The organism is Arthrobacter sorbitolis, from assembly GCF_054510995.1.
On sequence record NZ_JBTNDM010000010.1, the window covers coordinates 63,843 to 86,434 of the forward strand.

Consider the following 22,592-nt stretch of genomic DNA (forward strand, 5'->3'; position numbering starts at 1 on the left):
TACTCACTAAACCGGTAGTCTGGGGAAGGCCTCAGGCCCGAGGGGCTAAAGTTCCCTCTTGTAAACCTACTTCGACGTAGAAGGACTTTAGCTAAGTGGACCTGTTTGAATATCAGGCGCGCGATCTTTTCGAGGCGCACGGGGTTCCCGTGCTTGCCGGCATCGTGGCGCACACACCAGAAGAAGCTAAGGCAGCAGCCGAGAAGATCGGCGGCGTCGTCGTGGTCAAGGCGCAGGTCAAGGTCGGAGGCCGCGGCAAAGCCGGCGGCGTCAAGGTCGCCAAGACCCCCGACGAGGCCTATTCCTACGCGTCGGACATCCTCGGCATGGACATCAAGGGACACACGGTCCACAAGGTGATGATCGCGCAGGGCGCCGACATCGCCGAGGAGTACTACTTCTCCGTCCTGCTCGACAGGTCCAACCGCAACTACCTGGCCATGTGCTCGGTCGAGGGCGGCATGGAGATCGAGCAGCTCGCCGTCGAGCGCCCCGAGGCCCTGGCACGCATTGCCGTGGACCCGGGAACCGGGATCGACCAGGCCAAGGCCGAGGAGATCGTCGACGCCGCGGGCTTCGCCCCCGAACTCCGCGACGGCGTCGTCGCCACCATCCTCAAGCTCTGGGACGTCTTCGTGAAGGAGGACGCCACGCTCGTCGAGGTCAACCCGCTCGTCAAGACCGGCAGCGGCGACATCGTCGCCCTGGACGGCAAGGTCACCATCGACGAGAACGCCGAGTTCCGCCACACCGAGCACGCCGCGCTCGAGGACAAGGATTCCGCCGATCCCCTCGAGGCCAAGGCCAAGGAGCACGATCTCAACTACGTCAAGCTCGACGGCGAGGTCGGCATCATCGGCAACGGTGCCGGGCTGGTCATGTCCACCCTCGACGTCGTCGCCTACGCCGGCGAGGCCCACGGCAACGTGAAGCCCGCCAACTTCCTGGACATCGGCGGCGGAGCGTCCGCCGAGGTCATGGCAGCCGGTCTCGACGTCATCCTCGGCGACAGCCAGGTCAAGAGCGTCTTCGTGAACGTCTTCGGTGGCATCACCGCCTGCGACGCCGTCGCCAACGGCATCGTCAAGGCCCTCGAGATCCTCGGCGACGAGGCCAACAAGCCCCTCGTGGTGCGCCTCGACGGCAACAACGTCGAGGAGGGCCGCCGCATCCTCGCCGAGGCGAACCACCCGCTGGTCACCCTCGCCGACACCATGGACGAAGGCGCCGACAAGGCCGCCGCGCTGGCCTACGGAAAGTAAGGGTTCCCCATGTCTATCTACCTCACCAAGGACTCCAGGGTCATCGTCCAGGGCATCACGGGCGGTGAGGGCACCAAGCACACCGCCCTCATGCTGAAGGCCGGCACGCAGGTCGTCGGCGGCGTCAACGCCCGCAAGGCCGGTACCACGGTCACCCACGGCGACGTCACACTGCCCGTGTACGGCACCGTCGAGGAAGCCATCCAGGAGACCGGCGCCGACGTGTCGATCGTCTTCGTCCCGCCGGCCTTCACCAAGGACGCCGTCGTGGAGGCCATCGAGGCCGGCATCGGCCTCGTCGTCGTGATCACCGAGGGCGTCCCCGTGCAGGACTCCGCCGCGTTCTGGGCCCTCGCCCAGTCCAAGGTCGACGCCGACGGCCGGCAGGTCACCCGCATCATCGGCCCGAACTGCCCCGGCATCATCACGCCGGGCGAATCCCTCGTCGGCATCACCCCGGCGAACATCACGGGCAAGGGCGGTGTGGGCCTCGTCTCGAAGTCCGGCACCCTGACCTACCAGATGATGTTCGAACTCCGCGACCTCGGGTTCTCCACCGCCATCGGCATCGGCGGCGACCCGGTCATCGGGACCACGCACATCGACGCCCTCGCGGCCTTCGAGGCGGACCCCGAGACCAAGGCCATCGTCATGATCGGTGAGATCGGCGGGGACGCCGAAGAGCGCGCCGCCGAGTTCATCAAGGCGAACGTCACCAAGCCGGTCGTCGGCTACGTGGCAGGCTTCACGGCCCCCGAGGGCAAGACCATGGGCCACGCAGGCGCCATCGTCTCCGGCTCCGCGGGCACCGCGCAGGCCAAGAAGGAGGCCCTCGAGGCCGCGGGCGTCAAGGTCGGGAAGACGCCGTCCGAGACCGCCACGCTGCTCCGCGAGGTCTACGCCACGCTCTGACCGGCACTGCATCGGCAGCCTCCTCCGCGTCCGCGCGGGGGAGGCTGTTCTGTCCCCAGGACAGGACAGGGCTGCCGCGGCGGCTGCCGGCGGACGCCGCGGTGTCACATCCCGGAGGCGCACCGTCGAGGACCTGGAGCACGGATTCAAGCGCGCCACCGGGACCACGCGGCGGTAGGGCCGCAGCCGTGCTGCTTGTAAGGTGGCGACAGGGGACCACCAAGTGCGTCAGGCAACCTTTCTAGGAGATCACATGCGCGCCACCATCATCCACGGACCGGGCGACATCCGCGTCGAGGACCGCGACTACCCGACCGTCCTCCGCTCCACGGACGCGGTCGTGAGGGTCACGGCCTCCTGCGTCTGCGGCTCGGACCTCTGGCCCTACCGGGGCGTCCGGCCCACCAAGGAGCCCAAGGCGATCGGCCACGAGTTCGTCGGTGTCGTGGAATCGGTGGGCGACGACGTGGCGGACATCGCGGTCGGCGACTTCGTGATCGCGCCCTTCGTGGGCAGCTGCGGCGCATGCCCTCAATGCCTCAACGGCGTCACCGTCGCATGCGACCACCTCGTGGGCTGGGGCAGCACCGACGAGCACGGCGACTTCGTGCAGGGTGCGCAGGGCGAGGCCGTGCGCGTGCCGCAGGCGGACGGCACGCTGCGCAAGGTCGAGGGTGTGTCCGAGCCCGACGCCGCCCTCACGGCGAGCCTGCTGACCCTCTCCGACGTCATGTCCACGGGCCACCACGCCGCCGTGTCGGCGCGCGTCGGCCCGGGCAGCACCGTCGTCGTCGTGGGTGACGGCGCCGTGGGTCTGTGCGGTGTCCTGGCCGCCAGGCGCCTCGGGGCGGAGCGCATCATCGCCATGTCCCGCCACGAGGACCGCCAGGCCCTCGCCCGCGAGTTCGGGGCCACCGACATCGTGGCCGAGCGCGGCGACGAGGGTGTGGCGAAGGTCCGCGAACTGCTCGGGGGAGTGCTCGCCGACTCCGTGCTCGAGTGCGTGGGCACCAAGGAATCCATGGACCAGGCCCTGCGGAGCACGCGTCCCGGCGGCCACCTCGGCTTCGTCGGCGTCCCAGCGGGTGGACCGGAACTGCCCATCGGGGTCCTGTTCGCGAAGAACATCACGGTCGGCGGCGGTATGGCGCCCGCCCACACCTACATCCCGGAGCTGCTGAAGGACGTCCTCGACGGGACGATCGACCCCGGACGGGTGTTCGACGTCGAGATGCCCCTCGAGGACGCCGCCGAGGCGTACAGGGCCATGGACGAGCGCCGCGCCATCAAGGTGCTGCTCAAGCCCTGATCGGCGCCGGACGACGGGCCCGGAGGGGTCCGTCGTCGGTCCGGTGTCGGTTCGGCGGGGCCGGGCAGGGTTCGGCGGGCCGGGCAGGGTTCGACGGGACCGGGCAGAATGGGGGCATGACGACGACGCCCGGCCCCTATCTCATCGCCCGCGAGCGGCTCGTCCACGCGCCGGCCGCACGCATCTTCGAGGTCCTCGCCACACCCGCCCTCCACAGCGTGATCGACGGGTCGGGCACGGTGCGCGGGGAGCAGCCCAACGGGCCGTCGCGCCTGTCACCGGGCGCGCGGTTCGGGATGGACATGAAGCTGGGTGCGCCCTACAGGATCCTCAACCGCGTGGTGGAGTTCGAGGAGGGACGCCGCATCGCCTGGCGCCATTTCTCGGCCCACGTCTGGCGCTACACCCTCGAGCCCCGCGGCGACGCGACCCTGGTCCGGGAGGAATGGGACGGCCGCGCCGTGCCGTGGAGGGTCGTGTTCCGGCTGACAGGCTTCACCCGCAAGCACCCCGGGAGCATCGAGGCGACGCTCGGCAAGCTCGAGGACTACGTCCTGCAGCAGCGGGACGCCGCCTAGGCCACCCGGGCGGGGGCGGCAACGCGCCGTCGGCCGCCGGGCCGGCCGTCAGGGGACGCGCAGTTCCTCGGGCTCCACGACGATGTCCACGAGGGCGCCGTTGCGCCAGACCGTCATCTCCATCCGGCGCCCGATCGCCGCCTCGACCATCAGCCGCTGGATCCCCGTCGCACTGCGGACGGGTGAGTGGTCGAGGGAGAGGACGACGTCGCCGGCACGTGTCCCGGCGCCGGCGGCGGGACTGCCCGCGACGACGGCCGCCACCTGCATCCCGGTACGCGATCCCACGCGGGCCGCGAGCTCGGGGACGAGGGTGATCTCGGCCCCGACCACGCCCAGCCACGCGCGCCGGACACGGCCCCTGGTCAGGAGGGCGTCGATGATCTCGCGGGTGGTCGGGTTGATCGGCACGGCCAGGCCGAGCCCGATGCCGGCGACGGCGGTGTTGACGCCCACCATGCGTCCCGCGCTGTCGGCGAGCACGCCGCCGCTGTTGCCCGGGTTCAGGAGCGCGTCGGTCTGGATGACCTCGTCGACGACGCGCCCGGACAACGTGGGCAGTGAGCGGCCGAGCGCCGATACGATCCCCGCGGTGACGCTGCCGGCCATCCCGAGCGGATTGCCGAGCGCGACCACGAGCTGTCCCACCCGGAGCCTGGACGCATCACCCCACGGCACCGGCGGCGGCGTCCTGCCGTCCGCCTGGAGGACGGCGAGGTCCGACAGTGGATCGCTGCCGACGACGCGCGCGGGCAGGACCGTCCCGTCGCCGAACGCGACCTCCGTGCGCTGCGTGCCGGCGACCACGTGCGCGCTCGTCAGCAGGTGTCCCTCCGTCGAGATGACGGACGCGCTGCCCGCACCCGCGCCGCGGGCTGTCCGCACCGAGACCGCCGCCACCGACGGCAGTGTGGATTCGGCGATGTGCACGACCGCCGCCGAATACGCGTCGAGAGCCTCCTGCTCGTCCATACGGAATATTGCAGCACCGTCGCAGCGGCAGCGGGGAGGCGTTCGCGCAGGGCGCACGCGGCCGGCCGTCCGCAGGTCCGGAGGAGACTCCCGGTCAGGCCACCGACGTGCCGAAGAGCAGGCCGAGCAGGTAGGTCACGCCGGCCGCGCCCAGTCCGATGGCGAGCTGCCGCAGCGCCAGGCGCAGCGGTGACGCGCCGGAGAGCAGGGCGACGACGGCGCCGGTCGCCAGCAGTGCCAGCCCCACGAGCACGCAGGCGAGGACGACGGCGGTCGCGCCGCTGAGGCCCAGCAGGTACGGCAGGACGGGGATGACGGCGCCGGATGCGAAGAAGCAGAAGCTGGAGGCGGCGGCGCCGAGGCCGGTCCCGACCGCCTCGTGCTCGTCGACGTCCTCGTCCTGCTCGGGCCGCAGGGAGAAACTCGGGTCGCAGTCGCAGCTGTACAGGCCCAGGCGCTCCGCCGCCCGGTGCTCGGCCGCCGCGGGCGTCATGCCGCGCGCCCGGTACACGAGCACGAGCTCGTTGGAATCGATGTCGAGTTCCTTCGCCGCCGTGAGGGTGATCTGCGTGGGGCGCGTCGCCGACAGCAGCTCGCGCTGGGAGCGGACCGAGACGTACTCGCCGGCACCCATCGACAGGGCACCCGCGAGCAGCCCGGCCAGGCCGCTGAACAGGATGAACGAGGTGGAGACGCCCGTGGCGCCGATGCCCATGACGAGCGCCAGGTTGCTGACGAGGCCGTCGTTCGCCCCGAAGACGGCCGCCCGGAAGTTGCCGGAGAGGCGGTTGCGGCCGCGCGTGGCCAGGCCCCGCACCACCTCCTCGTGGATCTGCTCGTCGGCCACCATGGCGCTCGTGGCGGACGGATCCGTCCCGTAGGGCGAGCGGCCCTCCGCGCGCTGGGCGAGGGCCAGGATGAAGACGGACCCGAAGCGGCGGGCGAGCAGGCCCAGGAGCCGGTTGCGGAAGGAGGGCCGCTGCGGGCGACCGACGTCGTCGCCGAGGAGGGCGAGCCAGTGGGCCTCGTGGCGGCCCTCGGCCTCGGCGAGGCCGAGGAGGATCTCCCGCTCCTCCCCGGTGCGCCGGCGGGCGAGGTCGCGGTAGGTGGCGGCTTCCACGCGCTCGTCGGCCAGGTACTGGCGCCAGCGCCTGATGTCGTCGCGGGAGGGGGACTGTTCGGGGGGTGTCACGAGTGCTCCGGGAGGTCGGGTACGCCTGCGCATCCCGGACCGAAGCGGGGCTCCGGCCGGTGGACGCAGGAACGTCGGTTCGGCCGAAGGTCTCGCTCGCCGGCCGGACCGGTGGATTGCCGGGCACCATCGGTGCCAGTATGTCGACAGGCCGCACGTCCTCGGGACGCGGAGCTACTCCCCTTCGACCCACCATCCTACCGGACCGTGTGCTCCGGACCGGACCGGCCCGGGGGAGGATGGACGGGTGCGGGTACCGTGACCCGACGACCCGCGATATCCTCGAACGGATAACAGGAAGCAGGCTTATGGATTTGGCAGCCCGACCGTGGGTCGCGAACTACGCTCCGGGCGTGCCCCGTTCCTTCGACGTGCCCGACGGCACCCTCTCCGACGTGCTCGACGCGTCGGTCCGGGAGTACGGGACGGCGACGGCCCTCGAGTTCTTCGGAGCCCGCACGACCTACCGGGACCTCGGCGACGCCGTCGCGCGCGCCGCGGCGGGCCTCGCGTCCCTCGGGGTCGGTGCCGGCGACCGCGTGGCCCTCGTGCTGCCGAACTGTCCGCAGCACATCGTCGCCTTCTACGCGGTCCTGCGGCTCGGGGCCATCGTCGTCGAGCACAACCCGCTCTACACGGACCGCGAGCTGCGGCACCAGTTCGAGGACCACGGAGCCACGGTGGCGATCGTCTGGGACCGCGTGGTCCCCCGCGTCCAGCGGCTGCCCGCCGACATCGCGGTCCGGACGGTGGTCGCGGTCGACCTCGTCGGCGCCATGCCGGCGTCGCGGCGCATCGCCCTCGCGCTCCCCGTGCGCCGCGCCCGCGAGGCGAGGGACGCGCTCACGACGACGGAGAAGCTCACCGGCCTGCGGAAGCTCGTGACGTGGCGTGACCTCCTCCGCCACCGCCCGCTACCCACCGGACACGCGCGCCCGACGGCGGACGACACCGCCGTGCTCCAGTACACGAGCGGCACCACCGGCGTGCCGAAGGGTGCCGTCCTCACGCACCGGAACCTCCTCTCGAACGCAGCCCAGGGGCGTGCCTGGGTGCCGGGCCTCGAGGCGGGGCGCGAGACGGTCTACGCCGTCCTGCCCATGTTCCACGCGTACGGCCTGACGCTCTGCGTGACCTTCGCCATGAGCATCGGCGCGAAGCTCGTGCTCTTCCCCCGCTTCGACGTCGGCCTCGTGCTCGACGCCGCGAAGAAGAGCCCGCCCACGTTCCTGCCCGCCGTCCCGCCCATCTACGAGCGGCTCGCGGCGGGAGCCGCCGAGCGCGGCGCGGACCTGCACAGCATCCGCTTCGCCATCTCCGGCGCGATGAACCTCCCGCAGTCCACGGTCCAGACGTGGGAGGCGGCCACGGGCGGCTACCTCATCGAGGGCTACGGGCTGACGGAGACGTCACCGATCTCGGCCGGCAACCCGATCGGGCCCACCCGGCGGCCCGGCACCGTCGGGGTGCCGTTCCCCGGTACCGACGTCCGGATCGTCGACCCCGAGGACCCCGCCCGCGACCGGGCGCCCGGGGAGGCGGGGGAGCTGCTGATCCGCGGACCCCAGGTGTTCCAGGGCTACTGGCGGCGCCCCGACGAGACCCGGGCGGCCCTGCTCGACGGCGGCTGGTTCCGTACCGGCGACATCGTCAGCATGGATGGCGACGGCTTCCTGACGATCGTGGACCGCATCAAGGAACTCATCATCACGGGTGGTTTCAACGTGGCTCCCTCCGAGGTCGAGGACGCCCTGAAGACCCACGCGGCCGTCGCCGACGCCGCCGTCGTCGGGCTCCCGCGGGCCGCCGGCGGCGAGGACGTCGCTGCCGTCGTCGTCCTGGCGCCCGGCGCGGACCTCGACGAGGAGTCCCTGCGCTCGCACTGCCGCGACCTGCTGGCGGCCTACAAGGTTCCGCGCACCATCGCGCAGGCGGAGGACCTCCCCCGATCGCTGATCGGCAAGGTCCTCCGCCGCGAGGTGCGCACGCACATGCTCAACGATGGCCCTCCGGCCGAAGGAAAAGGTGACAGTCGATGACTCAACCCGTAGACGTGCGGGCGGGTACATCCGCCCCGAAGGGGCCCTGGCACGACAGCCTGGGCCACGCGAGTATCCGCGCCGCCCAGGTGCTCCTGCTCCTGGTGCTGGCCGTGGTGGGGGTGTACGCGCTGATCCAGGTGCGGCTCGTGGTGATCCCGATCCTGCTGGCACTGATCCTCGCGGCCGCGATCGGGCCGTTCGTGCTCTGGCTGCGGCGGAAGGGATGGGGCCCGTCCCTGGCCACCACCGTGTCCTTCCTGCTGCTCCTGCTGCTGTTCGGGGGGCTCATCACGGGCATCGTGTTCGCCGTCGTGGGGCAGGCCGGCGAACTGGCGTCCAGTGCGTCGGAGGGCTTCGACCAGCTCTACGCCTTCGCGCAGAACGGTCCCATCCCCATCGACGACGCCCAGATCCAGCAGGCGCGTGACGCGGCGGTCGACTTCGCGACCAGCAGTACGGCGAGCGCCGGCGCCCTCTCGGGCCTGAGCCTGGCGGGCAACTTCATCGCCGGGGCGCTGCTCATGGTGGTCATCCTGTTCTTCTTCCTCAAGGACGGCGAGAAGATCTGGGCGTTCATGCTCCGCGCGTTCAAGGGCAAGCGCCTCGTGAAGGCCCGCCGGGTCGGCTACAGCAGCATGGCGGTCCTCGGCGGCTACGTGCGCGGAACGGCCATCGTGGCCCTCGTCGACTCCCTCTTCATCGGACTCGCCCTGCTGTTCCTCGGCGTCCCCCTGGCGCTTCCCCTGGCTGCCATCGTCTTCATCGGCGCCTTCATCCCGCTGGTCGGTGCGACGCTGGCCGGCGTGCTGGCAGCCCTGATCGCCCTCGTCGCGAACGGCCCGTTCGTGGCGCTCATGGTCATCATCGTGGTCATCGTGGTGAACCAGCTCGAGGGCAACTTCCTGCAGCCCGTGGTCATGGGCCGCACGCTGCAGGTGCATGCCCTCGTCATCCTGCTGGCCCTGACCGCCGGCACCATCCTGGCCGGCATCATCGGCGCGATCCTCTCCGTCCCCGTGGCCGCCGTGGGCTGGGCCGCCATCAAGGCCTGGAACCAGGAGAAGGACGACGAGATCACGGAGGCCGAGATCGACAAGGCCGAGAAACTGACGGCGCTGGACGAGACCGGGCACGGCCTGAGCTCGACGCCCAAGGAGGAGCAGGCCGCCAAGGTGGCGCAGGCCGGCATCGCGGTGGACGACGCCGACGAGCGCCCCGGCACCCGGGAGCGCAGGATCGAGGGGCACGACGGCGACGACGACGACGGAGCCGGCAAGTTCGACGGCTCCCGCGCCCTCGACGACTCCCGCACCACCGGTACGGGCCGCCACGGAGCATCCCCCGCGGGAGGCTGAACGCAGCGGCAGGCCGACCGCCGGGCTTCGCGCCCCGCCCGTCGGCGGCCTCGATCGGATGGAGAACGCGGAAGGGCTCCCGGCATCGGCCGGGAGCCCTTCCGCGTTCCAGGGGGAACCGGTGAACGGTGGGAATCGGTGACGGGTCAGCGGGGAGCGTCGACCGGGACGTCGTCGGGCACCTCGCCGGCGACCCGCCGGTCCCAGGCCACCATCACGCCGGGATCGGTGGGGCGGGTGGCGAGGGAGACGCCGACGTACACGAGCAGGGCCGCCCCGAGTCCGAAGTAGATCGGGTAGTTCGAGTAGATGCCGTCGTACTGGACCTCGGCGGTGATCTCCAGGTACGCCATGACACCGAGCGTGACCAGGGTGCCCGCCGCCATGGAGGCTCCCGCGCCGACGCCGTTGCCGCGGCGCCAGACGAGGCCGCCGAGGATCGCCACGAGGAGCCCGCCCACCAGGATGTCGTAGGCGATGGTCAGGGCCGCCACGACGTCCTGCACGATGACGGCGAGGGCGATGGTCACGAGGCCGAGGCCGAGGACCCACCAGCGGCTCGAGGCGACGTCGTGCTCCGACGTCGCGCGTTCAGTGCCGCCCGTGCCGCCCTTGCCGAACCAGCCGGCCACGAACGGCACGACGTCGGTCCTCGCCACCGTGGCGGCCGCGATCAGCGCACCGGACGCGGTGGACATCATGGCCGCGACGGCCGCTGCGAGGACGAGCCCGCCGACGCCGATGGGCAGGACGTTCAGGGCGATGTCCGCGTAGACGTCGTCCTTCGACTCGATGGCCGGCAGGATGACGCTGGCGCTCATGCCGATGACGGCACCCGCGACCCCGTAGAGGATGCAGTAGATGCCGGCGGCGGACCCGCCCCAGCGGGCGATCTCCGGGGTCCGGGACGTGAAGACGCGCTGCCAGATGTCCTGGCCGATGAGGAGCCCCAGCGTGTAGACCACGAAGTAGGTGATGATGCTCTGCGCGCCGATCCCGGTGATGCTGAAGAACTCGTCCCCGGCCCGTTCGGCGATGCCGGCGAACCCGCCCGCCGCAGCGAGCGAGAAGGGCAGCATGAGCGCGAACACACCGATGGTCTTGATGACGAACTGGGCCATGTCCGCGAGGGTGATGGACCACATGCCGCCGATCGTCGAGTAGACGAGGACGATCGCCCCGCCGACGGCGATGGACAGCGCGCGGTCCCAGCCGAAGAGCACCACGAAGATGGTGGCGTAGGCGCCCGTCGAGGTGGCGCAGAGCATGAGCGTGTACGCGAGCATCACGATGCCCGAGACGCGCGTGGCGCGGTGCCCGTAGCGCAGGGTGAGCATCTGCGAGACGGTGTAGATCTTCAGCCTCTGGATGGTGGGGGCGAACAGCAGGCTGAGCAGCAGCACACCGGTGCCGATGGCCACCACGAGCCACATGCCGGAGATGCCGTACTGGTAGCCGAGGCCCACGCCGCCCACCGTGGAGGCTCCACCGAGGACGACGGCGGCCATGGTGCCCGTGTAGAGGAGGGGCCCGAGGCGCCGGCCCGCCACGAGGTAGTCGCTGGCGTTGCGCGTGCGGGACTTGCCCCACCAGCCGAAGCCCAGCATGGCGACGAGATAGGCCACCACGATGGCTATATTGAGTGCTTGCATGGACGAGCCCTTCGGTCGGGATTGCGGCGGCGATGCCCTGTGAGCAACTAATGTTGCCTAGTAAGCTACTCGTGACGCCGGTCACGCGTCAACCATGGCAAGCTCGTCGAAGGCCTCCGTTCCCCGACGGGCGAGCCTCCGCGAACGCCGTAGGAGAGGACACGCATGAAGGCCCTGCCGATCGAGCCCACCAACGCCCCGGTAGCCATCGGCTCCCGGATCCGTGCCGCACGGCAGGCGCAGCGCATGACCATCGAGCAGGTCGCGGACTCCACCGGCCTGACGAAGGGATTCCTCAGCAGGGTGGAACGCGATCTCACGTCGCCGTCCGTCGCCTCGCTCGTGACGCTGTGCCAGGTGCTGTCCATCTCGATCGGCGACCTGTTCCAGGTGCCGGAGACGCACCTGACGCGGGCGGCGGACGCGCCGCGGATCAGCCTGGGCGGGCAGGGCATCAACGAGCGGCTCATGACCGCCCGCTCCGAACGCCGCCTGCAGATGATCCGCGCCGTCGTCGAGCCCCACGGCAGGGGCGAGGACGAGCTCTACTCGGTGGACTGCGAGGTGGAGACCCTGCACGTCGTGGAGGGCCGCTTCGTGCTGATCTTCTCCAACGACAGGTACAAGCTCGAGGCCGGGGACACCGTCACGTTCCCGGGCCGGGAACCGCACACCTGGGTCAACCCGGACGACCGCGAGGCCGTCGTGCTGTGGACGCTCGTCCCGGCGGCGTCGCGGACGTAGCCGCCCGCCTCAGCCCACGTGCACCCAGGGGCGCTTCGTCACGTCGGGCTCCGCCGCGCGTAGGACCTCGCGCGTCACGGGCGCGATCTCGCCCTCTCCCGTGAAGAGGAACTTGAACAGGTTCGCCACCGGGTCGCCCTCCGTCCAGCGGAAGTAGACGTGCGGCATGAGCCCGGTGATGTCGCGGATGTGCAGCATCACGGCGGCGATGGTGTTGGGCACGTTGGAGCTGTGGACCTCGAGGATGCGGTAGCCGTGCCGCACCACGCCACGCACGCGCAGCTCCGTCTCGAACTCCGACGAGTCGTCCACCGTCACCTCGATGAACAGCGGGCGGGCGGTGCTCGGGAAGTGCGAGACGGCGCAGGCATGCTGGAGCTTGTGCCGGTAGGCCGAACCACTCAGGCGCTTCGGCTCGTGGGCGATCAGCAGGATGTCACCGTCGTCCTGCGAACTCACGAAGGACAGCGCGGCCTCGTCCATCCTGATGCTCGTGGCCCGCAGCTCGAACGCGCGCCGGGACCGGGAGACGAACGAGATCACGATGATGCCGAGGATGAAGCAGGTGGCGATCTTCAGGCCGTCGGGGCGCTCGATCATGTTGACCGCCGTCGTCAGGACGAACACCACCGTCGCGATGCCGAAGCCGATCGTCAGGCCGCGCTGGTGCTTGCGGTGGGCCGACAGCGTGACCGCGACCGAGGCGGACGTGATGAGGGCGAGGACGCCGGTGGCGTACGCGCCGCCCTGGGCCTCGACGTCGGCCTTGAAGAAGAAGGTGACCAGGATGGCGATGAGCGTGATGACCAGGACGAGCGGGCGCACGGCCTTGGCCCATGCCGGGGCCATGCCGTAGCGGGGGAGGTAGCGCGGCACGAGGTTCAGCAGGCCGGTCATGGCCGACGCGCCCGCGAACCAGAGGATGCCGATGGTCGAGATGTCGTACGCCGTGCCGAACCCGTCGCCGAGGTACAGGTGCGCGAGGTAGGCCAGGGCGCGACCGTTGGCCGGCCCGCCCTCCTCGAAGGCCTCGGCGGGGATCAGCAGCGTCGTGACGAAGCTGGAGGCGATGAGGAACCCGCTCATGATGAGTGCGGCCGACGTGAGCAGCTTGTGCGCGCCGGCGATCCGGCCCGCCGGGTTCTCCTCGGTGTCGCCGGGCTTGCCGTCGATCTGCGGCATGACGACGACCCCGGTCTCGAAGCCCGAGAGGCCGAGGGCGAGGCGTGGGAAGATCAGGACGGCCAGGCCCAGCATGACGAGCGGGTTGCCGTGCTGCGTGGTCAGCGCCGACCACCAGTTCCCCACGAGGCCGCCCTGCTCCAGGATCTGCACCACCGAGACGACCACGACGCACAGGTTTAGGACGAGGAACAGCGCGACGAGCGCGACGGCGATGCCGATGGCCTCGCGGAAGCCGCGCAGGAAGACGCCGGAGAGCAGGCCGAGGAACACCACGGTGATGAGGATCTCCTGGCCCTGCAGCCACGACGGTGCGAAGGGGTTCTCGATGAGGTGCGCGCTAGCGTCCGCCGCGGAGAGGGTCATGGTGATGAGGAAGCTCGTGGCGGCGAAGCCGAGGAGCACCAGCACGAACATCTTGCCCCGCCACTTGGGCAGCAGCTTCTCGAGCATCGCGATCGAGCCCTCGCCGCGCGGGCTCTCCGAGGCGACCCGCTTGTACACGGGGAGTGCGCCGAACAGCGTCACGGCGACGAGGATGAGCGTCGCGAGGGGGGACAGCACGCCCGCTGCTGCTGCGGCGATCGCGGGCTGGTAGCCGAGGGTCGAGAAGTAGTCGACGCCCGTGAGGCACATGACCTTCCACCAGGGCTGCGTCCGCTCCGGCTCGGGCTGGTGGGTGGTGGGCTGGGCAGGCTCGTTGAGCAGCCAGCGCCCGAGGCGCTTCCTGCCCTGGGCCGAGGGCCGCAGCGGGGTGCGTACAGATGAACTCACCGGATCACAGTAGATCCCGTCCGAGCGGCATCCGGGTGTCTTAACACTTCCTTAACGGGTCCGCTGCGGTGGGCAGCCCCCGGGGGTGCGCCGCCGCGCCGGGCGGCCGGAGCCGGGGCGGCCCCGCAACGCATCCGGGCCTGCGGCGCGGGTCTGCGCGACGGACCGGGCGCGCGGGCCACCGGGACCGGTTCGGGGGGCCGTTCCGCAAATGTTGTGGAAGTGAGACCCCCGGTCGCGGCCGAGGACCGACCCCGCACCTAGGGTGAGGTGGAGGACGCCGCGCGGCTGTCCTGCTCGCCACGTACCGGGGGAACCAATGAGGACCATCAGCCTGCTCTCGATCGCTCTTGCCGCCGCTGTCGGCCTGTCCGGCTGCGTCGGACCGTCCGCGGAACCGGACGCGGGGGCGACCGACGCGACATCGGCCGCCGCGTCCCCGGGTCCTTCCGCCTCCGCGTCCCCGTCCGCCTCCGCGTCGGCCGCCGCGTCCCCGGCCGCCTCCGCCTCCGCGTCGGCCGCCGCGTCCCCGGCCGCCTCCGCGTCGGCGACCCCGGCCCCGGCGACCCCAGCGCCGACGTCGGCGGCCCCGTCGGCTGCCCCGTCGCCGACCGCGGCCCCGAGCGCGACGCCGGCGGCCGGACCCGACATCGGGCCCTCCCTGCCCCATCCCTCCCTGCAGTTGCTCACCACCGCCGACGGGCTCTACTCCTTCATGATGCCGGCGGACTGGACGGCGACGCCCGTCGAGCCCACCACCGCCCCCGACTACGGGGCCGGGCTCAGCCGTACGGCCTACTCCATCCGCACCGCGGAGGGCGTCGAGATGGCCGCGTTCGCGGGCGGCGTGCCAGGTGACGGGGCCGCCCTCCCGAGCCCCGGCCATGTGCTCCTCGACTCGGAGGAGCTGCCCGGGTTGTCCCAGCAGCTCGAGAAGGTCGACCTGCCCGTGAACTACGTCTTCGATCACTACCCGGATCCGGTCACCGGCGCGACGGTCTACTCCGCACGGCTGCACGTCGGACCGCTTCCTGCAGACGGCACCTACGGCTTGCCCCTCGGTCTCGTCCCGCTCGGGTCCAACGGGCTCGTGTCCTTCACCTCGACCTTCGACGGCACGCGGTTCGCCGATCCCGAGGCGGCGCGCGCCTGGCTGGCCTCCGAGGAGTATGCCGCCGTACAGGGGATGTACTCGTCCCTCACCTTCAACGGTTGACCCCTTCCATCCCGCGGAATAGCCTTGTGCAAAACCTTTGATGCATATTGGGCAACTTCGCGGGGCCCGGACGGGATGGAAGCTGTGGAAGAACTACGCGTCACGGGAGGCGGGCACGTGGGGCCCATCGATTCCTCCCGCATCCCCCGCTACGCGGGTGCTGCGACCTTCGCCCGCCTGCCGCGCCTCGACCAGGTGGACCGCGCCGACGTCGCCGTGGTCGGGGTGCCCTTCGACTCCGGCGTCTCCTACCGGCCCGGGGCACGGTTCGGCGGCAACCACATCCGCGAGGCCTCCCGCCTCCTCCGGCCGTACAACCCGGCCCTCGACGTCTCGCCGTTCGAGCGCGTGCAGGTGGCCGACGCCGGCGACATGGCCGTGAACCCGTTCAACATCCACGAGGCCATCGAGACCGTGCAGCAGAACGCACTGGACCTGACCGCCGACGGCGCGCGCCTGGTCACGCTCGGCGGCGACCACACGATCGCGCTGCCCCTCCTGCGGGCCGCGGCGGAGCGGGCCGGATCACCCGTCGCGATGCTGCACTTCGACGCCCACCTCGACACCTGGGACACGTACTTCGGCGCCGAGTACACCCACGGCACCCCCTTCCGCCGCGCGGTGGAGGAGGGGATCCTCGATACCGAGGCCATCTCCCACGTCGGCACACGCGGTCCGCTCTACGGGGTGCGGGACCTCGAGGACGACCGCCGCTTCGGCTTCGGCATCGTGACCTCCTCCGACGTCTACCGGCAGGGCGTCGACGAGGTGGTCGACAAGCTGAGGGCGCGCATCGGGAACCGCCCGCTCTACGTGTCGGTCGACATCGACGTCCTCGATCCCGCGCACGCCCCCGGCACCGGCACGCCCGAGGCCGGCGGCATCACGAGCCGCGAACTGCTCGAGATCCTCCGCGGACTGCGTGGGCTGAACCTCGTCGGGGCCGACGTCGTCGAGGTGGCACCCGCCTACGACCACGCCGAGATGACCGGCGTCGCGGCATCCCACGTCGCGTACGACCTCGTGACCCTGATGGCCGACACGCTCACCCCCGCATCCGCGACGACCCCGACGACCCCGACGACCCCGACGACCGAGGACCAGTAGATGGAGATCACCGACGGGGCAGCCTCAGCGCCCCCCGCACCCCTCACCGGCCAGCGCAACGGCGGCGACCTCGTGGTGGAGACCCTCACCGCCCTCGGCGCGACGACCGTCTTTGGCATCCCCGGGCAGCACGCCCTCGGCCTCTTCGACGCGCTGTCCCGCTCCGACCTGCGTTTCGTCTCCTCGCGCGTCGAGAACAACTCCGCCTTCGCCGCCGACGGGTTCTCCCGGGCGACGGGCGACGTCGGCGTCCTGTTCCTCTCCACCGGCCCCGGCGCGCTGACCTCCCTCGCCGGGCTCCAGGAGGCCTACGCGACAGGCGTCCCCATGGTCGTCGTCGCGAGCCAGATCCCGCTCGAGGGCCTCGGCGCGCGGCGCAAGGGCATGCTGCACCAGCTCGACGACCAGAAGGCCTCGGCCGCGAACGTCACCAAGAGCCAGCGCCTGATCCAGCACGCCTCGGGCATCCCGTCCGCCATCCAGGACGCCTGGACCGAGGCCGTGTCCTCGCCCCAGGGGCCCGTGTGGATCGAGGTGCCGCAGAACGTGCTGCTGGATCCCGTGATGGTGCCCGAGGTCGAGGACGCGCTCGCCGAGCCCTTCGACAACCCGCCCCGGATCGAGCTCGTCCGCGAGGCCGTGGCCTGGCTGAAGGACTCGAAGCGCCCCGCGATCGTCGCCGGCGGTGGTACGCGGCGGGGCAGGGCCGAGACGTGGCTGCTGTCCCTCGCCGAGAAGCTCGGCGCCCCGGTGGTGTGCTCGCCCGGCGGGAACGGCGCCTTCCCCTGGACGCACGAGCTGTCCCTGCAGTCGTGGGTGGAGGACCGCCACGTCACCGAGGTGCTCGAGGACGCCGACGTGCTGCTCGTGGTGGGCTCGTCGCTGGGTGAGGTCACGTCCAACTACTTCACCCTGGAGCCGCGCGGGCGCATCATCCAGATCGACGCCGAGCCCCGCGTCCTCGAGTCCAACCGGCCTGCCCTCGGCATCCGCGCCGACGCGGGCCAGGCCCTCGCCGCCCTCGACGAGGCCCTCGAACCGCTCGCCCGGGACCGTGAGCCCGGCTACGACGCGGCGGCGCTGGTCGCGGAGACCCTCCGACGCGTGGGCGCGCGACTCGACGGTCAGGACCTCGCCAAGGAGCGTGCCTTCCTGCAGGACATCCGCGACGCCGTCCCGGCGGGGATGCAGACGTTCTGGGACATGACCATCTCCGCCTACTGGGCCTGGAGCTGCTGGGACGCCCGGGAGGGCCAGTTCCACTCGGCCCAGGGCGCCGGCGGCCTCGGCTTCGGCTTCCCCGGCGCCATCGGCGGGTCGATCGGACTCGAGTCGCGGGAGCTGCCCGCACGGGTCCTCGCCGTCTCCGGGGACGGGTCCGCGATGTACTCCATCGCGGAACTCGCGACGGCGCGCCAGCACGACATCCCGGTCACCTGGCTGATCGTCGACGACGGCGGCTACGGCATCCTCCGCGAGTACATGGAAGGCGCGTTCGGCAAGGCGACGGCGACCGAACTCGCGCGGCCGGACTTCGTGGCGCTCGCGGAATCCTTCGGCGTCCCGGCCCGCCGGGTCGCGCCCGAGGACATCGGGCAGGCCCTGCGGGAGAGCCTCGCGGCGGAGGGTCCCAACGTCGTCGTGGTGGAGACGCTCGTCCGCCTGTTCGCGCCGACGCACCTCGATTCCTAGGGTTCCCTTTTACCCCGCGGGGTGACAGGGTCGGAGGAACTGCTCGACCACGTTCAGCGGAGAGGGAACGCAATGTCATTCAGCAAGGGCGACAAGGTCACCTGGAACACGTCGCAGGGCACCACCGAGGGCAAGGTCGTGGAGAAGCACGACAAGGAGTTCACCTTCGACGACCAGAAGTTCAAGGCGTCGAAGGACGAGCCCTACTACACGGTGGAGAGCGCGAAGTCGGGCAAGCAGGCGGCGCACAAGGAGAGCGCGCTGTCGAAGAAGTAGGTTCCGGCCCACGAAGGGCGCCCCGCTCGCGCGGGGCGCCCTTCGTCGTCCGGGGGAGGGCCGGCTACTTCAGCGGGTCGTGCCCCCAGTTCATCAGCGAGTAGCGCCACTTCGAGGACTCGATGTCCTCCTTCGCCGGCCGCTGTGCGAGGTGGCGGTGTACGTAGCCCACCACCTTGTGCATGTGGCTGACGTCGTCGTCCTTCAGGTCCTCGCGCTTCGTGCCGAGGATCTCGATGATGCGCCTCCCGGACTCGTGTCCGACGGATTCGCCGGACCCCGACTCCTTCTGGCCCACCGCCTGTGATTCCTCGGTGTCAAGCCATTTCCCCAGCTGGGAGGGCGTCATGTTGACCGCTTCCTTCCACCGGGGCCATACCTCGTCGAGATCGTTCGTATCGTTCGCCATGTGCCGTCGACCTTTCGTAGCAGTTCCGCGCCCAGGATCCCATCGGATCACCGGCCGAAGCCGGCGATAGCTTAATCCTAAGCATGCTGATAAATGTAGAGGGTAGGTGGAACAACGTCTAAGGAGCTCACATCATGGCAGGAAACCTTTTGGCACGATCAGCCCACGATCTCGGCGCTGCAGCGTGGTTCGGCGGTACCCTGATGGGCGCTGTCGGACTCAACGGTGCAACAGGGAAGGCGAAGGACCCCAAGGAGCGCACGCGCCTCTCGTCGCTCGGCTGGGCCAAGTGGACCCCGGTGCAGATCGCGGCCTTCGGCGTGCACGCCCTCGGCGGCATCGGCCTGATCCTCGGCAACAAGGGTCGCGTCGCGGCCCAGGACTCCGTCGGATCGAACACCGTCTGGAAGTCCGTCGTCACGGTCCTGGGCATGGCGCTCTCGCTGTACTCCGGCATCCTCGGCAAGAAGGTCGGGGAGCTCGCCGAGCAGGGTGGAGCCGGCGCCACCGAGCCCCGTCCCGGCGCCAGCGACGAACTGGCGAAGGCGCAGTCGCAGCTCAAGGCCACCCAGTGGCTCCTGCCCCTCATCAGCGGCATCGTCGTGGTGATGGGTGCGAAGCAGGGCGAGATGCAGCGTCCCGAGAACGTCAAGAAGGGCCTGCTCCGGAAGTAGACCTTCCGGTCCAGGTTCCAGGCGACCCCCGCAGTGTCCGTACCGACGGTCCGCGGGGGTTCTCCCGTTAAGCGGCCGGGACGCCCTACTGCATGGTGAATGCGCGGGCCACGCCGCCGTGGACGGTGCCGTTCCTGATCAGCGCCGCCAGGACCGCATTGCGCGGTCGCAGGAGGGGCGCCGGCAGCGGGCGTCCGAGCGCCATGTTGATGTGTGCCTTGCGGCGGGCGAGCGAGGCCTGCGCGCGGCGTTCCCGCTCGTACGATGCCAGCCGGGCTGCGACGTCGTCCCCGTTCCGCAGCGACGCCGCGATGATGGGGACGAGCCGCACGGCGTCGAGCCAGCCGAGGTTCATGCCCTGCCCGCCGATGGGGGACACCTCGTGGGCGGCGTCGCCCACGAGGACGATGCGGCCGGCGACGAAGCGTTCGGCGAGCCGCGACTGCACCTCGAAGGCGCTCAGCATCGAGTTGGTGCCGGGGTCGACGGCGACGCCCGTCCGGTCGCCGATGAGCCGCGTGAGATCGTCCGCCGTCGGGCGTTCCAGCAGGCAGTCGACGCGGACCACCCACCGGCGGATGCCGCCGGGCAGGGGGAACGACTCGACGATGCCGCCGGTCTCGAGGTAGAGGACGGCGTCGTCGCCGTCGTCCGTCGAGTCCTCGAAATCGCCCATGACGTAGCAGTCCGGGTAGCGCCGCAGCGGTGCGCGGATGCCGGCGTCGTCGCGGACGGAGCTGCGGGCACCGTCGGCGGCGACGAGGAGCCTCGCCTCGAGCGTGGCATCCCCTCCGGGGGTCCGGACCGTGGCCAGCGCACGGTCGCCGGCGTCGCGCGTCGTCAGCACCGCGACACCCCGCCGGACGGTGCCGGGGAACTCCTCGGCGAGGCGGCGCTCGAGGATCTCCTCGGTGACGGCCTGCGGCACGGCGAGGACGTACTTCTCGCCGCCGGGAAGCGCGGAGAAGGACACGGTGCCCACATGGCGTCCGCGGCTGCGTGCGACACCGTCCCGGATGAGGACCCCGCGGGCACGCAGCTCGTCGGCGATGCCGCCGGCCTCGAGGGCACGCAGCGCGGGCGGGTGGATGCCGATGGCGCGCGAGTGGCTGCTGCGCTCGGTGCGGCGTTCGACGACGACGGCGTCGAGTCCGGCCTGGCGCAGGAGCAGTGCCGTGTAGAGCCCGACGGGCCCGCCGCCGACGACGATCACGTCATGCATGCCCGGCGTCCCCGTGTCCGTCCGGGCCCTCGAGCACCAGCTGGTTGATGAACGGGACCGCCGTGCGCACCCGCCAGTTCCGCCGGCCGGCGATCGCGGCCCGCAGCTCGTCGGGGGTGTAGCTGCGGCGGATCGAGGTGAGGCCGTCGCGGCGGATGTAGGACCCGGGCAGTGGAAGGGTGCCCGCCGAGAAGAGGGCGTAGCCGAGGGGGTGCCGTGCGATGTCGCTGTGGACGGCCACCCGCCGGGCCAGCTGCTCGGAGTCGTCCAGCAGGCCTGCGAACCCGGAGCCGTCCAGGTGGTGCAGGACGTGGTTGGAGACGACGGCGTCGAACGCCGCCCCCTGCGCCACGAGCTCCGAGCTCAGGGCGCGGCGGAAGGTCAGCCCAGGGAGGGCCGGGCGGGATGTCGCATAGGCGTGGGCCCGCTCGTCGGGATCGATCGCCGTCACCTCGAGCACCAGGCCGTCGAGCCGTGCCCACCGCGCCAGGGCCCGGGGCACGTCTCCACCGCCCGAACCGATGTCGAGCAGGGTGTTGGTCCGGTCCGGCGAGAACGCGGGCCTCAGGAGCGTGGTGTACGTGCGGCGCCAACCGGACACCACGGCGTTGACGAGGCCGAACTGGGCGTACGTGCGGTCGAGCGTCCGGGGATCGCAGTCCGGCCGGTCCATCTCCTCGACGGCGTCCGGATCCCGGACGGCGAGGAACCCCCGTCGGCTCATGCGCCCGCTTCGGTGAGGATGGGCTCGAGATCCGAGGGCACGGCGACCTCCTCGACGACCTGCGGGGCGGTGGCGGCGACGCCGGTGCCTCCGGTGCCGGCGTCGATCGCCCCGATCCGGGTGAACAGGGCGGTCTCGACCGTCAGGCCGGGGCCGAAGGCCATGGAGCAGATGCGGTCGTTCCCCCCGGACGCCGGCTGGTCGAGGATGTTCTTCAGCACGAACATGACCGTCGCGCTGCTCATGTTCCCGTAGTCGCGGAGGGTCTCGCGGGCCGGGACGAGCTGCTGTGCGGTCAGCCCGAGCTTCGCCTCGACCTTGTCGAGGATGCTGCGGCCGCCCGGGTGGATGGCCCAGTGCTCGATCTCGGAGTAGTCGAGGCCCTGCAGTGAGGGGTCACGGGCGAGCAGCGGTTCCAGCGCGCCGACGATGTGCTCGTCGATGATGTGGGGGACATACGTGCCGAGGACCATCTCGAAGCCCTCGTCTCCGATGTTCCAGGCCATGGCCTCCTCGCCCACCGGGGTCAGCACGGTCTCGAAGTGGTCGAGGCTGAGTCCGGGTCCGTCCAGGGGGATGTCCCGCGCGGAGACGATCGCTGCGGCGGCGCCGTCGGCGAACAGCGAGGACCCGACGATGGTGTCGGGGTTGTTCGAGGAGCGCACGTGGAGCGAGCACAGTTCGGCGGCGATCACGAGGACGACGGCGTCCGGATCGGCGTCGCAGAACGCCTTCGCCGACCGGAGCGCCGGGAAGGCCGCGTAGCAGCCCATGAAGCCCAGATGATAGCGCTGGACCGAGGGAGCGAGGTCGAGGGCGCGGACCACCTTGTAGTCCGGGCCGGGCGCGAAGAACCCGGTGCAGGACGCCGTGACGACGTGCGTGACGTCGGCGGCCTCGATGCCCGGCGCCGCGGCCAGCGCCTTCCGGGCGGCCTCGACGAAGAGCCTGGTGCCCTCCTCGGCGTACACCTCGTTGCGGGTCTTGGTGCTCGGCGACAGGATCCGCAGGGCCTCCCGGTCGAAGAAGACGGGTTCGTCGAAGGACCGCTCGAGCGTGAGTTCGTCGAGTACCGTGTAGCGGGTCTCGATCCCGGAGGAGTCGAAGGCCGCCCCGACGAGCCGCTGACCGAGCCGGGTGAGGCCGGGCTGTGCAGCGAAGACATCGCGCACCTCGGACTGCACCATGATCGTCTCGGGCACGGCTGTCTCGAGGGACCTCAGGATGACTGTCATAAGTCCATTACTAGATGACTGACGCGACAAACACAATGACAGTAGGCTTAGTGTTCACCCTCC

At 70.9% G+C, this 22,592-nt stretch carries 20 protein-coding genes; 12 read left to right on the forward strand and 8 right to left on the reverse strand.

Annotated features, from left to right (window positions below):
• Nucleotides 1-95 precede the first annotated feature (95 nt).
• The 4 genes from sucC to ACX80K_RS14940 all read left to right on the forward strand — a co-directional run bounded on the left by sucC (nucleotide 96) and on the right by ACX80K_RS14940 (nucleotide 4,061).
• Nucleotides 96-1,262 (forward strand): ADP-forming succinate--CoA ligase subunit beta, encoded by a 1,167-nt coding sequence (gene sucC / locus ACX80K_RS14925; protein ID WP_459272675.1) that lies wholly within the window; start codon nucleotides 96-98, stop codon nucleotides 1,260-1,262.
• 9 nt (nucleotides 1,263-1,271) lie between these two features.
• Nucleotides 1,272-2,174 (forward strand): succinate--CoA ligase subunit alpha, encoded by a 903-nt coding sequence (gene sucD / locus ACX80K_RS14930; protein ID WP_459272676.1) that lies wholly within the window; start codon nucleotides 1,272-1,274, stop codon nucleotides 2,172-2,174.
• 253 nt (nucleotides 2,175-2,427) lie between these two features.
• On the forward strand, nucleotides 2,428-3,483 hold the full coding sequence (locus tag ACX80K_RS14935) for a zinc-dependent alcohol dehydrogenase family protein (protein WP_459272677.1): 1,056 nt from the start codon (nucleotides 2,428-2,430) through the stop codon (nucleotides 3,481-3,483).
• Nucleotides 3,484-3,599: 116 nt separating this feature from the next.
• Nucleotides 3,600-4,061 carry an SRPBCC family protein gene (locus ACX80K_RS14940; protein ID WP_459272678.1) on the forward strand — a complete coding sequence of 154 codons (462 nt, stop codon included), beginning with the start codon at nucleotides 3,600-3,602 and terminating at the stop codon, nucleotides 4,059-4,061.
• A gap of 48 nt (nucleotides 4,062-4,109) precedes the next feature.
• Here ACX80K_RS14940 and ACX80K_RS14945 read toward each other — a convergent pair whose 3' ends face one another.
• Nucleotides 4,110-5,033: a S1C family serine protease gene (locus ACX80K_RS14945; RefSeq protein ID WP_459272679.1), complete on the reverse strand. Its 924-nt coding sequence runs from the start codon at nucleotides 5,031-5,033 to the stop codon at nucleotides 4,110-4,112.
• Nucleotides 5,034-5,127: 94 nt separating this feature from the next.
• Nucleotides 5,128-6,258 (reverse strand): VIT1/CCC1 transporter family protein, encoded by a 1,131-nt coding sequence (locus ACX80K_RS14950; protein WP_459272680.1) that lies wholly within the window; start codon nucleotides 6,256-6,258, stop codon nucleotides 5,128-5,130.
• Between the two features lie 275 nt (nucleotides 6,259-6,533).
• Here ACX80K_RS14950 and ACX80K_RS14955 point away from each other — a divergent pair, with 275 nt between their 5' ends.
• Together ACX80K_RS14955 and ACX80K_RS14960 are read left to right on the forward strand one after the other, a co-directional pair.
• A complete protein-coding gene (locus ACX80K_RS14955) occupies nucleotides 6,534-8,264 on the forward strand; it encodes a long-chain-fatty-acid--CoA ligase (RefSeq protein WP_459272681.1) in 1,731 nt (576 codons plus the stop codon).
• The gene (locus ACX80K_RS14960) at nucleotides 8,261-9,622 is read left to right on the forward strand and encodes an AI-2E family transporter (protein WP_459272682.1); all 1,362 of its coding nucleotides are present in this window, start codon (nucleotides 8,261-8,263) and stop codon (nucleotides 9,620-9,622) included. The genes ACX80K_RS14955 and ACX80K_RS14960 overlap by 4 nt, the downstream gene beginning before the upstream one ends.
• A 146-nt stretch (nucleotides 9,623-9,768) precedes the next feature.
• Here the strand turns inward: ACX80K_RS14960 and ACX80K_RS14965 are convergent, their stop codons facing one another.
• Nucleotides 9,769-11,274 (reverse strand): sodium:solute symporter family protein, encoded by a 1,506-nt coding sequence (locus ACX80K_RS14965; protein ID WP_459272683.1) that lies wholly within the window; start codon nucleotides 11,272-11,274, stop codon nucleotides 9,769-9,771.
• 165 nt (nucleotides 11,275-11,439) lie between these two features.
• Between ACX80K_RS14965 and ACX80K_RS14970 the strand changes: the two genes are divergently transcribed.
• Nucleotides 11,440-12,018: a cupin domain-containing protein gene (locus tag ACX80K_RS14970; RefSeq protein WP_459272684.1), complete on the forward strand. Its 579-nt coding sequence runs from the start codon at nucleotides 11,440-11,442 to the stop codon at nucleotides 12,016-12,018.
• Between the two features lie 9 nt (nucleotides 12,019-12,027).
• Here ACX80K_RS14970 and ACX80K_RS14975 read toward each other — a convergent pair whose 3' ends face one another.
• Nucleotides 12,028-13,974: an APC family permease gene (locus ACX80K_RS14975; protein ID WP_459272685.1), complete on the reverse strand. Its 1,947-nt coding sequence runs from the start codon at nucleotides 13,972-13,974 to the stop codon at nucleotides 12,028-12,030.
• Between the two features lie 319 nt (nucleotides 13,975-14,293).
• Here ACX80K_RS14975 and ACX80K_RS14980 point away from each other — a divergent pair, with 319 nt between their 5' ends.
• The 4 genes from ACX80K_RS14980 (at nucleotide 14,294) to ACX80K_RS14995 (ending at nucleotide 18,265) form a co-directional block, all read left to right on the forward strand.
• Complete coding sequence (locus ACX80K_RS14980; protein ID WP_459272686.1) at nucleotides 14,294-15,190, forward strand: hypothetical protein; 897 nt, start codon at nucleotides 14,294-14,296, stop codon at nucleotides 15,188-15,190.
• Between the two features lie 84 nt (nucleotides 15,191-15,274).
• Entirely contained in the window at nucleotides 15,275-16,297 is a 1,023-nt protein-coding gene (speB, locus tag ACX80K_RS14985) for an agmatinase (protein ID WP_459272687.1), read from the forward strand.
• The gene (locus ACX80K_RS14990) at nucleotides 16,298-17,989 is read left to right on the forward strand and encodes a thiamine pyrophosphate-binding protein (protein WP_459272688.1); all 1,692 of its coding nucleotides are present in this window, start codon (nucleotides 16,298-16,300) and stop codon (nucleotides 17,987-17,989) included.
• Between the two features lie 72 nt (nucleotides 17,990-18,061).
• Nucleotides 18,062-18,265: a hypervirulence associated TUDOR domain-containing protein gene (locus ACX80K_RS14995; RefSeq protein ID WP_459272689.1), complete on the forward strand. Its 204-nt coding sequence runs from the start codon at nucleotides 18,062-18,064 to the stop codon at nucleotides 18,263-18,265.
• Nucleotides 18,266-18,329: 64 nt separating this feature from the next.
• Here the strand turns inward: ACX80K_RS14995 and ACX80K_RS15000 are convergent, their stop codons facing one another.
• A complete protein-coding gene (locus ACX80K_RS15000; RefSeq protein ID WP_459272690.1) occupies nucleotides 18,330-18,674 on the reverse strand; it encodes a DUF3140 domain-containing protein in 345 nt (114 codons plus the stop codon).
• 134 nt (nucleotides 18,675-18,808) lie between these two features.
• On the opposite strand from ACX80K_RS15000, the gene ACX80K_RS15005 reads away from it, so the two are divergent.
• Nucleotides 18,809-19,348 (forward strand): hypothetical protein, encoded by a 540-nt coding sequence (locus ACX80K_RS15005; protein ID WP_459272691.1) that lies wholly within the window; start codon nucleotides 18,809-18,811, stop codon nucleotides 19,346-19,348.
• 85 nt (nucleotides 19,349-19,433) lie between these two features.
• Here the strand turns inward: ACX80K_RS15005 and ACX80K_RS15010 are convergent, their stop codons facing one another.
• The 3 genes from ACX80K_RS15010 to ACX80K_RS15020 are packed head-to-tail and all read right to left on the reverse strand — an operon-like array spanning nucleotide 19,434 to nucleotide 22,559.
• A complete protein-coding gene (locus ACX80K_RS15010) occupies nucleotides 19,434-20,570 on the reverse strand; it encodes an FAD-dependent oxidoreductase (protein ID WP_459272692.1) in 1,137 nt (378 codons plus the stop codon).
• Nucleotides 20,563-21,294 (reverse strand): class I SAM-dependent methyltransferase, encoded by a 732-nt coding sequence (locus ACX80K_RS15015; protein ID WP_459272693.1) that lies wholly within the window; start codon nucleotides 21,292-21,294, stop codon nucleotides 20,563-20,565. Before ACX80K_RS15015 ends, ACX80K_RS15010 begins: the two co-directional genes overlap by 8 nt.
• Nucleotides 21,291-22,559 (reverse strand): type III polyketide synthase, encoded by a 1,269-nt coding sequence (locus ACX80K_RS15020; RefSeq protein ID WP_459272694.1) that lies wholly within the window; start codon nucleotides 22,557-22,559, stop codon nucleotides 21,291-21,293. Before ACX80K_RS15020 ends, ACX80K_RS15015 begins: the two co-directional genes overlap by 4 nt.
• Nucleotides 22,560-22,592 lie beyond the last annotated feature (33 nt).